This window comes from Streptosporangium sp. NPDC004631, assembly GCF_053601935.1.
The window spans coordinates 71,364-86,210 of the sequence record NZ_JBSGCR010000005.1 but is presented as its reverse complement, the minus strand read 5'-3'; the positions used below and the strand labels follow the sequence as shown (position 1 = coordinate 86,210).

General features: G+C 69.6%; 14 protein-coding genes and 1 pseudogene. 10 read left to right on the top strand and 5 right to left on the bottom strand.

The genetic code is table 11. The annotated features are described in order from the left end of the window. The first annotated feature begins 195 nt into the window (after positions 1 to 195). The 5 genes and pseudogenes from dnaK to clpB all read left to right on the top strand — a co-directional run bounded on the left by dnaK (position 196) and on the right by clpB (position 6,902). Positions 196 to 2,058, top strand: coding sequence for a molecular chaperone DnaK (gene dnaK / locus ACWEF2_RS06720; RefSeq protein WP_453812571.1), 1,863 nt, complete (start codon positions 196 to 198; stop codon positions 2,056 to 2,058). A gap of 28 nt (positions 2,059 to 2,086) precedes the next feature. Then, positions 2,087 to 2,674, top strand: a complete 588-nt coding sequence (grpE, locus tag ACWEF2_RS06715) for a nucleotide exchange factor GrpE (protein WP_453812569.1) — start codon at positions 2,087 to 2,089, stop codon at positions 2,672 to 2,674. Positions 2,675 to 2,707: 33 nt separating this feature from the next. After that, positions 2,708 to 3,892 carry a molecular chaperone DnaJ gene (dnaJ, locus tag ACWEF2_RS06710; RefSeq protein ID WP_453812567.1) on the top strand — a complete coding sequence of 395 codons (1,185 nt, stop codon included), beginning with the start codon at positions 2,708 to 2,710 and terminating at the stop codon, positions 3,890 to 3,892. A 23-nt stretch (positions 3,893 to 3,915) separates the two neighbouring features. Further along, positions 3,916 to 4,147: pseudogene (locus tag ACWEF2_RS06705) on the top strand (heat shock protein transcriptional repressor HspR); the annotation flags it as partial. Between the two features lie 172 nt (positions 4,148 to 4,319). Then, positions 4,320 to 6,902, top strand: coding sequence for an ATP-dependent chaperone ClpB (clpB, locus tag ACWEF2_RS06700; protein WP_453812566.1), 2,583 nt, complete (start codon positions 4,320 to 4,322; stop codon positions 6,900 to 6,902). Positions 6,903 to 6,993: 91 nt separating this feature from the next. Here the strand turns inward: clpB and ACWEF2_RS06695 are convergent, their stop codons facing one another. Then, entirely contained in the window at positions 6,994 to 7,482 is a 489-nt protein-coding gene (locus ACWEF2_RS06695; RefSeq protein WP_453812564.1) for a hypothetical protein, read from the bottom strand. A 197-nt stretch (positions 7,483 to 7,679) separates the two neighbouring features. Between ACWEF2_RS06695 and ACWEF2_RS06690 the strand changes: the two genes are divergently transcribed. After that, positions 7,680 to 8,231: a hypothetical protein gene (locus tag ACWEF2_RS06690; protein WP_453812563.1), complete on the top strand. Its 552-nt coding sequence runs from the start codon at positions 7,680 to 7,682 to the stop codon at positions 8,229 to 8,231. Here ACWEF2_RS06690 and ACWEF2_RS06685 read toward each other — a convergent pair. Both ACWEF2_RS06685 and ACWEF2_RS06680 read right to left on the bottom strand, forming a co-directional pair. Continuing rightward, positions 8,159 to 8,845: a TetR family transcriptional regulator gene (locus ACWEF2_RS06685; RefSeq protein ID WP_453812934.1), complete on the bottom strand. Its 687-nt coding sequence runs from the start codon at positions 8,843 to 8,845 to the stop codon at positions 8,159 to 8,161. The genes ACWEF2_RS06690 and ACWEF2_RS06685 overlap by 73 nt on opposite strands. A gap of 87 nt (positions 8,846 to 8,932) precedes the next feature. Continuing rightward, positions 8,933 to 10,039 (bottom strand): CapA family protein, encoded by a 1,107-nt coding sequence (locus ACWEF2_RS06680; RefSeq protein ID WP_453812561.1) that lies wholly within the window; start codon positions 10,037 to 10,039, stop codon positions 8,933 to 8,935. A 218-nt stretch (positions 10,040 to 10,257) separates the two neighbouring features. On the opposite strand from ACWEF2_RS06680, the gene ACWEF2_RS06675 reads away from it, so the two are divergent. The 4 genes from ACWEF2_RS06675 to ACWEF2_RS06660 all read left to right on the top strand — a co-directional run bounded on the left by ACWEF2_RS06675 (position 10,258) and on the right by ACWEF2_RS06660 (position 13,820). Further along, the gene (locus ACWEF2_RS06675; RefSeq protein ID WP_453812559.1) at positions 10,258 to 10,677 is read left to right on the top strand and encodes a Fur family transcriptional regulator; all 420 of its coding nucleotides are present in this window, start codon (positions 10,258 to 10,260) and stop codon (positions 10,675 to 10,677) included. 22 nt (positions 10,678 to 10,699) lie between these two features. Beyond that, a complete protein-coding gene (locus ACWEF2_RS06670) occupies positions 10,700 to 12,151 on the top strand; it encodes a catalase (RefSeq protein ID WP_453812557.1) in 1,452 nt (483 codons plus the stop codon). Between the two features lie 157 nt (positions 12,152 to 12,308). Continuing rightward, complete coding sequence (locus tag ACWEF2_RS06665; RefSeq protein WP_453812932.1) at positions 12,309 to 12,863, top strand: HD domain-containing protein; 555 nt, start codon at positions 12,309 to 12,311, stop codon at positions 12,861 to 12,863. Between the two features lie 45 nt (positions 12,864 to 12,908). Then, entirely contained in the window at positions 12,909 to 13,820 is a 912-nt protein-coding gene (locus tag ACWEF2_RS06660) for a Rieske (2Fe-2S) protein (RefSeq protein ID WP_453812555.1), read from the top strand. Between the two features lie 12 nt (positions 13,821 to 13,832). Here ACWEF2_RS06660 and ACWEF2_RS06655 read toward each other — a convergent pair whose 3' ends face one another. Together ACWEF2_RS06655 and ACWEF2_RS06650 are read right to left on the bottom strand one after the other, a co-directional pair. Then, positions 13,833 to 14,048, bottom strand: a complete 216-nt coding sequence (locus ACWEF2_RS06655) for a hypothetical protein (protein ID WP_355595829.1) — start codon at positions 14,046 to 14,048, stop codon at positions 13,833 to 13,835. Positions 14,049 to 14,077: 29 nt separating this feature from the next. Next, positions 14,078 to 14,833 (bottom strand): sulfite exporter TauE/SafE family protein, encoded by a 756-nt coding sequence (locus ACWEF2_RS06650; protein ID WP_453812553.1) that lies wholly within the window; start codon positions 14,831 to 14,833, stop codon positions 14,078 to 14,080. Positions 14,834 to 14,847 lie beyond the last annotated feature (14 nt).

Here is a 14,847-nt window from a genome sequence, read left to right as displayed (position 1 = left end):
CACGCCGCCGGTTGAGCGCCCTCCGGCGAGGTGCCCCGCCCCGGCGGTGGCGGAGGCCGCCCTCGTCTCCCGGATACCTGGAATGCCGACGCGCCTCCACGGGTTGAGCGACATAGACTCAAGTCGTTTGACAAACGTCGCCCAGGGCTCCAATATGAGCCTGACCGACTCAACTTTGACTACAAGGACGTACTCATGGCACGTGCGGTAGGTATCGACCTGGGGACGACCAACTCCGTCGTCTCGATCCTTGAGGGCGGTGAGCCCACCGTCATCGCCAATGCCCAGGGTTCACGGACCACGCCGTCCGTGGTCGCCTTCGCCAAGAACGGCGAGGTTCTCGTGGGCGAGGTCGCCAAGCGGCAGGCCGTCACCAACGTGGACCGGACGATTCGCTCGGTCAAGCGCGAGATGGGCACCAACTGGTCCGTCGAGATCGACGGCAAGAAGTTCTCCCCGCAGCAGATCAGCGCCTTCGTCCTGCAGAAGCTCAAGCAGGACGCCGAGGCCTACCTGGGCGAGAAGATCACCGACGCGGTGATCACCGTCCCGGCCTACTTCAACGACGCCCAGCGCCAGGCGACCCAGGAGGCCGGCACCATCGCGGGCCTCAACGTGCTGCGCATCATCAACGAGCCCACCGCGGCCGCGCTCGCCTACGGCCTGGACAAGGACAAGGACGAGACCATCCTCGTCTTCGACCTCGGCGGCGGCACCTTCGACGTGTCCCTGCTCGACGTCGGCCAGGAGGACGGCCACGGCTTCGTCGAGGTCAAGGCCACCAGCGGCGACAACCACCTCGGTGGTGACGACTGGGACCAGCGGGTCGTCGACGAGCTCGCCACCCGGTTCAAGAACGCCCACGGCGTCGACCTGACCAAGGACAGGATGGCCCTGCAGCGCCTGCGCGAGGCGGCGGAGAAGGCCAAGATCGAGCTCTCCAGCCAGTCGGAGACCTCCATCAACCTGCCCTACATCACCGCGTCCGCCGAGGGCCCCCTCCACCTGGAGGACAAGCTCACCCGGGCCGAGTTCCAGCGGCTCACCGCCGACCTGCTCGCGCGGTGCAAGGGCCCGTTCAACCAGGTCGTCAAGGACGCCGGGATCAAGGTCTCCGACATCGCCCACGTGGTGCTCGTCGGCGGCTCGACCCGCATGCCCGCCGTCGCCGAGCTCGTCAAGGAGCTGACCGGCGGCAAGGAGCCCAACAAGGGCGTCAACCCGGACGAGGTCGTGGCCATCGGCGCCGCGCTCCAGGCCGGCGTGCTCAAGGGCGAGGTCAAGGACGTCCTGCTGCTCGACGTGACCCCGCTGTCGCTGGGCATCGAGACCAAGGGCGGCATCTTCACCAAGATCATCGAGCGGAACACCACGATCCCGACCAAGCGCTCCGAGGTCTTCACCACGGCCGAGGACAACCAGCCGTCGGTGCAGATCCAGGTCTACCAGGGCGAGCGCGAGATCGCGGCCTACAACAAGAAGCTGGCCACCTTCGAGCTGACCGGCATCGCCCCGGCGCCGCGCGGCATCCCGCAGATCGAGGTCACCTTCGACATCGACGCCAACGGCATCGTCAACGTCTCCGCCAAGGACCTCGGCACCGGCAAGGAGCAGACGATGACCATCACCGGCGGCTCCGCGCTGCCGAAGGACGACATCGAGCGGATGATGCGCGAGGCCGAGTCCTACGCCGAGGAGGACAAGCAGCGCCGCGAGGACGCCGAGACGCGCAACAACGCCGACGCGCTCGTCTACCAGACCGAGAAGTTCCTCGGCGAGAACGGCGAGAAGATCCCCGACGACATCAAGACCGAGGTCAACGAGGCCCTGTCCGAGCTGAAGAAGTCGCTTGAGGGCACCGACTCGGCCGTGATCCGCACCTCCGCGGAGAAGCTCGCCACGGTCAGCCAGAAGATGGGCTCGGCGATCTACGCTCAGGCGCAGTCCTCCGAGACCCCGGCCGGCGCCGAGGGTGCCGCCGGTCAGAAGGCGGACGACGACGTGGTCGAGGCCGAGATCGTGGACGACGAGCCGAAGCGCGAAAACGGCGCGAAGTGACGGCGGGGCAGCCGAGAGGAGCGCGAGCGTGAACACGCGTGAGAACGGTTCCGAGCAGGAGCCGGTGATCCGCGACAACCGTAAGATCGACCCGGAGACGGGGCAGGCGCGCGAGGCGGTCAAGGAGAAGGAGCAGGCCGACCAGCCCGCTCCCGCTCCCGACCCGGCCTCGGCCGAGCTGGCGGCTCAGCTCGCCGAACGCACCGCCGACCTGCAGCGGCTCCAGGCCGAATACTCCAACTACCGCAAGCGGGTCGAACGCGACCGGGTCGCGGTCAAGGAGCAGGCGGTGGCCGGCGTGCTGGCCGGGTTCCTGCCGGTCCTGGACGACATCGGCCGGGCTCGTGACCACGGCGAGCTCACCGGCGGCTTCGCCAAGGTGAGCGAGTCGCTGGAGGCGGCCACCGGGAAGCTGGGGCTGAGCGCCTTCGGCGCCAAGGGTGAGCCCTTCGACCCGACGGTGCACGAGGCGCTGATGCACAGCTACTCCGCCGACGTCACCGAGCCGACCTGCGTGGAGATCCTGCAGTCCGGTTACCGGATCGGCGAGCGCGTCCTGCGCCCCGCGCGGGTCGCGGTCGCCGAGCCTGAAGAGCCCGTCGCGGGCGAGAACTGACACCCCCTGTCTGAGATCTGAAAAGGAATGGAAATGAGCACCAAGGACTACCTGGAGAAGGACTACTACGCCGTCCTTGGTGTGCCCAAGACCGCCACCGCCGAAGAGATCAAGAAGGCGTACCGGAAGCTGGCCAGGCAGTACCACCCGGACGCCAACCCCGGTGACTCGGCGACCTCGGACAACACCGCGAAGTTCAAGGAGGTCTCCGAGGCCTACGACGTCCTGTCCGACACCAAGCGCCGCAAGGAGTACGACGAGGCGCGGACGCTGTTCGGATCGGGGCTCGGCGGTTACGCGGGAGCCGGGGGACCTTCGCGCGCGGGCGGGTTCCCCTTCGACCTGGGGGACCTGTTCGGCGGCACCCACCAGCAGAGCGGGGGCATCGGCGACATCTTCGGCGGCATATTCAACCGGGGAGGCGGCGCGCCCCGCACGGGTGGGACGACCAGGGCGCGCCGCGGCCAGGACATCGAGACGGAGGTCACCCTCTCCTTCGCCGAGGCCGCGGAGGGCGCCACGGTCTCGCTCCGCCTGACCAGCTCCTCCGCCTGCACGGTGTGCGGTGGCACCGGCGCCAAGGCCGGGACCACCCCGAGGGTCTGCCCGACCTGTGAGGGCACCGGCGCGGCCAGCCGGAACCTCGGCAACTTCGCCTTCTCCGAACCGTGCCGCGACTGCAAGGGCCGGGGCCTGCTGGTGGACGACCCGTGCCAGGTGTGCGAGGGCAGCGGGCGGGGCAAGAGCACCCGCACGATCCAGGCCCGCATCCCGGCCGGGGTGGGCGACGGCCAGCGCATCAAGATCAAGGCCAAGGGCGCCCCGGGCGAGAACGGCGGCCCGGCCGGTGACCTGTACGTCCAGATCCACGTGAAGTCGCACCCCGTCTTCGGCCGGACCGGCGAGAACCTCACGGTCACCGTGCCGGTCACCTTCACCGAGGCCGCGCTCGGGGCCGAGATCAAGGTGCCCACCCTGAAGGGGATGCCGGTCACCCTGCGCATCCCGGAGGGCACCCCCAACGGCCGTACCTTCCGGGTGCGGGGCAGGGGCGTGGCCCGCAAGGACGGCACCAAGGGCGACCTGCTCGCCACGGTGGAGGTCCTCGTGCCCCAGCAACTGGAGGACAAGGCCCGGGGCGCGCTGGAGGAGTTCCGCGACGCCACCGCGGGCTTCGACCCACGAGCCGAGCTCATCCAACAGGCCAGAAGCGAGTAGCCGTGGAAGCCAGCTACTTCGACCTGTCGGACGACACCCCGGTATACGTGATCTCGGTGGCGGCCCAGCTGTCAGGCCTCCACCCGCAGACCCTGCGACAGTACGACCGTCTCGGCCTGGTCAGTCCCGGCCGTACGGCCGGGCGCGGGCGCCTGTACTCCACGCGCGACATCGTGATGCTCCGCGAGGTCCAGCGGCTCTCCCAGGAGGAGGGCATCAACCTCGCGGGCATCAAGCGCATCCTGACCCTGGAGACCGAGGCGCTGCGCCTGCGCGACGAGAACCACCGCCTGCGCGCCGAGATGGCCACCATCCGCGCGCTGATCCGGTACCAACTGCCACCCGCCTGACCCCATCAAGGCCGTGGGGGCCTCACCACGCCGGCTCTCCGGCGCCGCAACCTCCGAATGGAGCGAGGCAGACAAGCATGGACTACAAGCTCACCCAGAAGAGCCAGGAGGCGGTCTCCTCCGCCATCAGGCGCGCGGCCGCCGAGGGCAACCCCGAGGTCGCCCCGCTCCACCTGTTCACCGCGCTGCTCGCCCAGACCGGTGGCACCGCCGTACCCCTGCTGGAGGGCGTCGGCGCCGACTGGCGGCTGCTGCGCACCGAGGCCGAGAAACGGCTCGCGGCCCTGCCGAAGGCGCAGGGTTCCACGGTGGGCGCGCCGTCCAGCTCCCGGCAGCTCCTCACGGTGATGAACACCGCGGGCATGCGGGCCCGTCAGCTTGAGGACCTGTACGTCTCGACCGAGCACCTGCTGGTCGGCCTCGCCACCGACGGCGGCCCCGTCGCCGAGCTGCTCACGTCGGAGGGGGCCACCCCCGGCGCCCTGCTGGACGCCTTCGAGAAGGTGCGCGGGCACGTCCGGGTGACGAGCGAGACGCCCGAGGACACCTACCAGGCGCTGGAGAAGTACGGCGTCGACCTGACCGAGCGGGCCAGGGCGGGCAAGCTGGACCCGGTGATCGGCCGTGACTCGGAGATCCGCAGGGTGGTCCAGGTGCTCAGCCGCCGGACCAAGAACAACCCCGTGCTCATCGGAGAGCCGGGGGTCGGCAAGACCGCCGTGGTGGAGGGCCTGGCCCAGCGGATCGTCGCGGGCGACGTGCCCTCCAGTCTGCGCGGCAAGCGCCTGGTCGCGCTGGACCTGGGGGCGATGGTCGCCGGGGCGAAGTACCGCGGCGAGTTCGAGGAGCGCCTCAAGGCCGTGCTCGGCGAGATCAAGGAGAGCGACGGGCAGGTCGTCACCTTCATCGACGAGCTGCACACCATGGTCGGCGCGGGCGCCGCCGAGGGCGCGATGGACGCGGGCAACATGCTCAAGCCCATGCTGGCCCGGGGTGAGCTGCGCATGATCGGCGCGACCACGATGGACGAGTACCGCGAGCGCATCGAGAAGGACCCCGCGCTGGAGCGGCGCTTCCAGCAGGTCTACGTGGGCGAGCCCACGGTCGAGGACACCATCGCGATCCTGCGTGGTCTCAAGGGCCGCTACGAGGCGCACCACCAGGTCCAGATCTCCGACGGCGCGCTGGTGGCCGCCGCCGCGCTCTCCGACCGCTACATCACCTCCAGGTTCCTGCCGGACAAGGCGATCGACCTCGTCGACGAGGCCGCCTCCCGGCTCCGCATGGAGATCGACTCCCGCCCGGTGGAGATCGACCAGCTCCAGCGGAACGTGGACCGGATGAAGATGGAGGAGCTCGCGCTCGCCAAGGAGACCGACGAGAGCAGCCTCCAGCGGCTGGAGCGGCTCCACAAGGAGCTCGCCGACCGGCAGGAGGAACTCAACGCCCTGGTCGGGCGGTGGGAGCGGGAGAAGGCCGGGCTCAACCGGGTCGGTGACCTGAAGAAGAAACTCGACGAGGTGCGGAGCGCCGCCGAGCGGGCACAGCGCGACGGCGACTTCGAGGCCGCCTCCCGGCTGATGTACGCCGAGGCGCCCAGGCTGGAGGCCGAGCTCGCCGAGGCCAGCGCGGCCGGTCAGCCCGAGGACCCGATGGTCAAGGAGGAGGTCGGCCCGGACGACATCGCCCAGGTCATCTCCTCCTGGACCGGCATCCCCGCGGGCCGCCTGCTGGAGGGGGAGACCGCCAAGCTGCTCCGCATGGAGGACGAGCTCGGCAGGCGCCTGATCGGCCAGCGACCGGCCGTCCAGGCGGTCTCCGACGCCGTACGGCGGGCCCGCGCGGGCATCTCCGACCCCGACCGGCCGACCGGCAGCTTCCTGTTCCTCGGCCCCACCGGCGTCGGCAAGACCGAGCTGGCCAAGTCGCTCGCGGACTTCCTCTTCGACGACGAGCGGGCCATGGTCCGCATCGACATGAGCGAGTACGGCGAGAAGCACAGCGTGGCGCGCCTGGTGGGCGCCCCTCCCGGCTACATCGGTTACGAGGAGGGCGGCCAGCTCACCGAGGCCGTGCGGCGCAGGCCGTACACGGTGGTGCTGCTGGACGAGGTCGAGAAGGCCCACCCCGAGGTCTTCGACATCCTGCTCCAGGTGCTCGACGACGGGCGGCTCACCGACGGGCAGGGCAGGACCGTCGACTTCCGCAACGTGATCCTGATCCTCACCTCCAACATCGGCTCGCACTTCCTCGTGGATCCGAATCTGGACCGGGAGACCCGGCACAAGGCCGTGATGGACGCGGTCAGGAGCGCTTTCAAGCCGGAGTTCCTCAACCGGCTCGACGACGTGATCCTGTTCGACGCGCTCGGCACCGAGGAACTGTCCAGGATCGTGGACCTGCAGGTGACGCACCTGGCCAAGCGGCTGGCCGACCGGAGGCTGCGGCTGACGGTGACCCCGGGGGCGCGCGACTGGCTGGCGCTGACCGGATACGACCCGCTGTACGGCGCGCGCCCGCTGCGCCGTCTGGTCCAGTCGGCGATCGGCGACAAACTGGCCAGGGAGGTGCTCTCCGGCCAGGTCAGGGACGGGGACGAGATCCTGGTCGACGTCGACGAGGTGAGCGACAGCCTGACGGTCGGCCCGGTGCGGGCCTGATCCTCCCGGCGACGGGCCGGCGGCCGTGATCCACCGGAGCACGGCCGTCCTTGGAACGATCGGCACGGCACGCCGGGGTGGGTGCCGTCCGTCAGTACGAGAGGTCGAGGAGCGCGTCCAGCTCGTCCTCCGGGAGCCCCAGGTCCACTCGGATGCGATAGCGGGCCCGGAGCAGGGCGGTGTGCTCCCCGCTGTCCTTGACCGCTCGCCGGGCCCCCTCGGTGGCCCACAGGTGGGCCTGTCGCAGGTCCCCGTAGGCGACGAGGGTCTCGGTGACCGTGAGCGCGGTGGCCGAGGTGACGGAGCCGCCGGTCCCGATCGTCTGGATCACCTGACGCGCCTCGTCCGGCCGCTCAAGCTCGAAGAGGGTGTCGGCGATTCCGGCCCTCGGGTCGACGGCCACCTCGCCGCCGTCGTTCAGCGCCCGTTGTAAGCAGTCGAGGGCGTAGGCCGGCTGCCCGGCCTGCCGCCATTCCTCCGCGGCGAGCACCAGAATCGCCGCCCGCGAGATGTCACCGGACACGTACGCCTCGACCAGCGCTTCCAGACGCCGGGCAAGGTCTTCGTGATCGTCAGCCAAAAGTGCCTGTTCAAGCAACCGATCCAGTTGCTCACGTGTCACATGCGCCACATCGCGAGAGTACCGAGCGGCCCTCGGTTCCGTCCGCACAACGGCAGGTATTCCTTGCGCCACCACATGTAAACGATTGACTCCGAAGCGCGTGTTTCGCCAGGAAAGCGGGCATATGGCAGGCGTCTCCTGACTTGTGGAGCGTGATGTTTGGAGGGGCTGCGATGGGCATGTCCAAGCAGACGACCTTCACACTGACGTTCCTGGTGGGGCTCTCAGTGATCGTTCCAGGGTGCGCCGGATATCTCGCCGCGAGGATGGACGCCGTCGAGCAGGCACACCGCGAACTCCTCTCCCTGGAGAGCCGGATCCGCCAGGAGCGGCTTGTCACGCCGACTCCGGAGGCGGTGGAATGGGGCCAGACGGTCGCCGTGCCGGGCACGGTGCCCTGCAGGGTCCCGTCGCAGGCCCAGCGGAGACACCGCGAGGAGCCGGTGCCCGCCGCGCTCATCCCCGTGCCCGCCGGTCTCCCACCGGGCGAGGCCCCGGCGGCCGGATCCCCGCCGGCCGGAGCCGGCCAGGAGCGGCAGCGGACCACCGACCACGAGCGCAGGCGCAGGCACCGGGAACGCCAGGAGCAGACCGGCGTCCCCGGACAGGGCACGGCCGATCGGGAGTCGCCGTCCTACTCCTCGCAGCGGGCCCCGGACGAGGACGGGATCGCCGGCTTCTCCCAGGCGGAGGCGCCGACGAACTGACGGTTCAGATATCCCCGGATCAGCCGCTTGGCCTCGGCCACGATCTCGGGGGCGCCGTGGGGGTCGCGCCGGAAGGCCAGCTTGAGCACCGCGTCACCGGCCTCGACCGCGACGAGAATGGCCAGGTCCAGCTCCTCGCTGTCGGCCAGGCCGTACTCCTGGAGGAGAAGCCCCCGCAACCGGCCGGCGATCACCGTGTTGTTCTCGGAGACCGCGTCGAGCAGGTTGAGGTCGACCACGTCGCCGAAGTGCAGGGAGCGGAAACCTGGAACGGTCCTGTGCATCTCCACGTACTCGTCGATGATCGCGTCAACCGCCTCCCACCAGCCCCGGTAGTCCTCCAGGAGAAAACGCCTGCCGATCCGGGAGACGAACCGCTCCACATGGCGCCTGGTCACCGCCTGGGCGATGGCCCGCTTGTCGGGGAAGAACTGGTAGACCGAGCCGATCGCGACACCCGCGCGCTCGGCGATCCGGGTGGTGGACAGCGACTCGTAGCCGATCTCGTCCATCAGGTCGGCACAGGCGTCGAGCATTCTCTCGACGCGGCGCACACTCCGCCGCTGGGCGGGCTGACGCCGCAGCGGAGCCTCACCGCACTCCTCGGCAGGCATGGTCACCCCACCATCTTGCCCGCTCGCCCCCTGCCGGGTCAGGTCCTCTCCGGCAATCATGCGTTTTTCCCGTTTCGAAAAGCACCGTCAGCCGGGGGTGGCGGTCAGGCCCGAGCAGCCGCGCAGCGCCTTCCAGCCGGCCACGGCCTGCTGCCGGGCGGCGCCGGTGAGCGGAACCGGAACGCCGCCCTGGATGGTGGCCGGGGTCCACCGATCCCTGAGCACCTCGCGCCCGTTGATCGTCAGGGTGAGCACGCCGGTCCTGCCGGTCTCCGGGCCCCAGTTGTAGAAGACGAAGTTGCCCATGCCGTAGCTGACGTAGGCGTTCTTCAGGTAGCCGCTGCCGAGCAGGATGTGCGCGTGGCCGCCCACGACGACGTCCGCCCCGGCCTCGACCAGCTTGGGCGCCAGGTCGCGCTGGGCCTGGTTCGGGCATTTCTGCAGTTCGGTGCCCCAGTGCAGGTGGACGATCACCGTGTCGGAGTTCCTCCGCGCCCTGCGCACCTCCTGGAGCAGCCGCGCCTCGTTCTTGGCGGAGGCCAGGCCGCCCTTGTCGCCGGTGGCCGTCCACGCCTGGATGAACTCGGCGTCGAGCACCTGGGTGGCGCCGATGACGGCCACCCGGTTGCCGTTCACCGTGGTCCGCCACGGCCTGTACGCCTCGGCCTCGTTCCTTCCCACGCCCACCACCGGGAACCTCGACCGCCTGATCGCGGCGAGGGAGTCGGCCAGCCCGCCCTGCATGTAGTCCATGCCGTGGTTGTTGGCCAGGGACGCGACGTCCACCCCGGCCGCCTTCAGCGCGGTCAGCGCGGTGGCGGGGGCCCGGAAGGTGAACTGCTTGCCCGGGGCCGGGGTGCCGCCGGTGGTGATCGCGGTCTCCAGGTTGACCATCGCGAGGTCGGAGGCGCCGAGCACCTTGGCGATCGGGCCGAGCGCGGTCTTGGGGTCGGCGTTCAGCCGGTTGCGCAGCACCCCCTCGAAGTGCACGTCACCGCCGAAGGAGATGGTGTACGGCCTGCGCTCGGGGGTGGGCTCGGTGGTGGGCTCGGCCGAGGCCGCGGGTTTCTCGGCGACGTCCGGCACGGCCGACGTCGGGGCTGAGGACTCGGCCGCCGAGCAGGCCGCGGCGAGCAGGGCGGAGGCGGTGACCACCGCGGCCAGGGCGAGGCGGCGGGGGAGGTAGGTGTCCATCGCTATCCGAGGATGCCATCCCACACACAATGCACGAAACACCCCGGCCCGTCGGGATTCCAGTGTCCCCACCCGTCTCCCGGACATTTTCCGCCATGTCCTGGTATCTCCTGACGCCTCCGGAACGCCGACCCCCGGCCGGCAAAGCCACAAACCACCACAAACTTGGATGACTCAAATCCTTGAATCATTCCGATATGGGACATAACGTGTGTTATGTGGAGGACGAGGACCGACTCCGTCAGGCAGGGCTGCGGGTGACCGCGGCACGGCTGGCGATCATGCAGACCGTACGGGACGGCGACCACCTGGATGTGGACGCCGTCCACCGTGGCGTGCGGCAACGGGTCGGTCAGGTCTCTCTACAGGCTGTCTACGACTCCCTGCACGCGCTGCACCGCGGCGGACTGCTCCGGCGGATCGAACCCGCGGGCAGCCCGGCCAGATACGAGACGCGGATCGGTGACAACCATCACCACCTCGTCTGCCGGCGGTGCGGACGGGTCACGGACGTCGACTGTGCCGTTGGACACGCCCCCTGCCTCGACCCCGTCTCGGACGCCGGATACCTGGTCGACGAGGCGGACGTCATCTACTGGGGGGTTTGTCCTGACTGTCGTTCCGAAGACACTCGATGATGAGAACACCGGAGGACCGCCCATGAGCACCAGGCCCACCACCACGACCGATGTGGGAATCCCCGCGCCCAGCGACGAACACTCCCAGTCAGTGGGGCCGAACGGGCCCCTGCTGCTGCAGGACCACTATCTGATCCAGAAGATGGCCCACTTCAACCGGGAGCGCGTGCCCGAGCGCGTGGTCCACGCCAAGGGCGGCGGCGCGCACGGCATCCTCCAGATCACCGAGGACGTCAGCCAGTTCACCAGGGCCGGTCTCTTCCAGAAGGGCACGGAGACACCGCTCTTCCTGCGCTTCTCCTCGGTCGCCGGTGAGCTCGGCAGCCCGGACACCCAGCGCGACCCGCGCGGCTTCGCGATCAAGTTCTACACCGAAGAGGGCAACTACGACATCGTCGGCAACAACACGCCGATCTTCTTCATCCGCGACCCGCAGAAGTTCTCCGACTTCATCCACAGCCAGAAGCGCCGGGCCGACACCAACCTGCGCGACCACAACATGCAGTGGGACTTCTGGACGCTCTCCCCGGAGAGCGCCCACCAGGTGACCTTCCTGATGACCGACCGGGGCACCCCGGCGTCCTGGCGCCATATGCACGGTTTCGGCTCGCACACCTTCCTCTGGTACAACGCGGCCGGAGAGAAGTTCTGGATCAAGTACCACTTCAAGACCGACCAGGGCGTCCAGAACTTCACCGACGCGGAGGCCGGCGCGATCATCGCGCAGGACGCCGACTACCACATCCGCGACCTGCACACCGCGATCAAGAACGGCGACCACCCGTCCTGGACGGTGAACGTTCAGGTCATGCCGTTCGAGGACGCCGCCGACTACCGGTTCAACCCCTTCGACCTGACCAAGGTGTGGCCGCACGCCGACTACCCCGAGATCACCATCGGCAGGTTCACCCTGAACCGGAACCCGGAGAACTACTTCGCCGAGGTGGAGCAGTCGGGCTTCGAGCCCGCCAACCTGGTGCCCGGCATCGGCCCGTCCCCCGACAAGATGCTCCAGGGGCGCCTGTTCTCCTACCCGGACGCCCATCGCTACCGCATCGGCTCCAACTACCAGCAGCTGCCGATCAACGCCGCGAAATCGCCCGTCCACAGCTACAACAAGGACGGTCAGATGCGCCTGCACAACCCCGCCGACCCGGTCTACGCCCCGAACACGGTGGGCGGTCCCGTCGCCGACCCGGCGCGGTACGCGGGTGAGGAGTACCACCTGAGCGGCGAGATCATCCGCTCCGCCTACACCCTGCACCGCGAGGACGACGACTACATCCAGCCGCGTGCCCTGTGGGAGAACGTCCTGTCCGACACCGACCGTTCCCACCTGGTAAGCAACATCGTCGGCCACGCCTCAGCCCCCGAGGTGACGACAGAGATGAAGCAGCGCGTCGTGGAGTACTGGACCAACATCCACAAGGACCTCGGCCAGAACGTCGCCCAGGGTCTCGGCCTCGGCGGCTGACCCGGATCCGCACAGGCCCGCGTCCCCTGCCGGGGGCGCGGGCCTCCGCGCGCCGATTCCATGATCGTTCGAAAAACGGGGATCGGTGCGCATTAGGCTTGCCCAGGTGACCACCCCTCCAGAACAGGACCGCCTGCACGCTCAGCTCGCCTTCGCCATGGAGATCGACAAGCTCAGGCGCATCGTCCGCCGCAACACCCTCATGGACGGGTCGCGGCGGGAGAACGACGCCGAGCATTCGTGGTACGTGGGGATGCTGGCGATGATCTTGGCTGAGCACGCCCCGCCGGACACCGACCTGGACAGGGTCGTCGCGATGTTGCTCGTCCACGACATCGTCGAGATCGACGCCGGGGACACCTTCATCTACGACGACGGGGCCGTCGAGGCGCAGCTCGGCATCGAGCGCAAGGCCGCCGACCGGATCTTCGGGCTGCTCCCCGAGGACCAGGCGGTACGGCTGCGCGCGCTCTGGGACGAGTTCGAGGAGCGCAGGACCCCCGAGGCCCGGTTCGCCAAGGCCCTCGACAGGATCGCGCCGATCATGGCCAACCACCACAACGAGGGCGGCACCTGGTCGCTGTACAAGGTGACGGCCGAGCAGGTGCTGGAGAAGGTGAAGATCATTGAGGAGGGGTCGGCGACGCTCGGCTCCTACGCCACCGAGATCATTGAGCTCTCCGTCAGCCGGGGGCATCTGGCGCGTGCGTGACACGGTTCCCGGGTAGGTCCCTACTGGGTTGATAAGGGGGCGATCGTGAAGGAAACAGTCAAAACGAAACGCCGGAGCTTCAGACATCTGGTGCCCCCGGTCGACGTCGCGGGCCGGATCGAACGCTCGGACAGGATGGACCGGCCGATCCGGGTGCTGGCCAAGGCCGTACGGCGGCGCATCGGCCCTGGCCGGCTCCGCGACCTGCTGCACGGGGTGCCCACCGGCAAGCCGCTCCACCCGCCCCTCACCGACCTCAGCCTGGGCTGCTGGCTGGCGACCGCGGTGCTCGACCTGACGGACGCCGACCCCCGGGCGGCGCGTGCGGTGCTCGCAGCGGGGATCGGCGGCGCGATCCCCGCGGCGGCGGCCGGGATCACCGACTGGTCGTCGCTCCACCGCGAGCAGCAGCGGGTCGGCTTCGTGCACGCCATCGCCAACCTGACCGCCCTGGGGCTGTACGCCGGCTCTCTGGCCCTCCGGCTCACCGGGAACGACCGGCGCGGCCGGCTGCTGTCGTTCGCGGGCCTGGGCGCGGCGGGCCTGGGCGGCTATCTCGGCGGCCACCTCGCCTACCGGCAGGCGGCCGGGGCCAACCACGCCGAGTCCGTCACCCACCTGGTCCCGCTGGGCTGGCACGACCTGTGCGAGGTCAGGAGCCTGCCCGACGGGCGCCCGGTGACCAGGCGGCTGGGCTACATCGACCTGTTCGTGCTCCGGGTCGGCGACGGCGTCACCGTGCTCGCCGACCGCTGCTCCCACCTGGCCGGACCGCTGCACCAGGGACGCCTGGTCTCCGAGGGGGGCACCGCCTGCGTGGTGTGCCCGTGGCACGGCAGCACCTTCCGGCTCTCCGACGGGACCGTCGCGCACGGCCCGGCCACCGCGCCGCAGCCGTACTTCGAGACCCGGATCCGCCGCGACGGCGTCCTCCAGGTCCGCCCGGCCCTGGCGTAACCCACCCCGGGGTCAGTCGGCGGGGTGCTCGACCAGGGCGAGGATCCGGCTGGACATGAAACGGGCGGTGCGCACGGCCGTACCGGTCCGGGTGACCTCGCTCACCTCGACCACACCACCGCGGCGGTTGGCCACCTCGACCCGGCGCCCCGCCCGGGTGGCGGCGACCTCGTAGGTACGCGAGCTGTCGCCCGCGTCGATGACGATCTCTACTCTGTCGCCCTTCATATTCGGTTTATACCCAGAGTTACCGGGATTTAGCCGTACAGCAGTTTGACCATCGCCACCACACCGATACAGACGACGACCCCCCGCAGCACCGGCGCCGGCAGCCTCCGGCCGACCCTCGCGCCGAGGAACCCGCCGATGGAGGCGCCCACCGCGACCAGGGCCACCGCCCGCCAGTCCACCTGCGCGACCAGGATGAACAGCACCGCGGCGGTGGCGTTGACCAGCAGCGAGAGCACGTTCTTGGCCGCGTTGACCCGTTGCAGGTCGTCGTCGAGGAAGCTGCCGAGCAGTCCGATGAGCAGCACGCCCTGGGCCGCGCCGAAGTAACCTCCGTAGATCCCCGCGGCGAAGACGCCGATCCACAGCCAGGGGCCGCCGTGCGGAAGTCTCTCCTCCCCTCGGGCGCTCAGCCACCTGTTGAGCCTGGGCTGGACCACCACCAGCACACACGCCAGGCCGATCAGGACCGGCACCACCACGGTGAACGTGCCGGGAGGCAGCAGGAGCAGCAGTACCGCGCCGATGAGCGAGCCCACGATCGAACCGGCTCCCAGCCGGATCAGCCGCTCGCGCTGCCCCGTCAGCTCGGCACGGTAGCCGAGCGCGCCGGTCAGCGACCCGGGCACCAGCCCGATGTTGTTGGAGACGTTGGCGATGATCGGCGGCATCCCCGCGGCCACCATGGTGGGAAACGTGATCAGCGACCCCGAACCGACGACGACGTTGACGCCGCCGGCTCCGACCCCGGCCACGAAGATCGCAATCGCCTCCCACGGCGTCATACATCTCCCCCGCT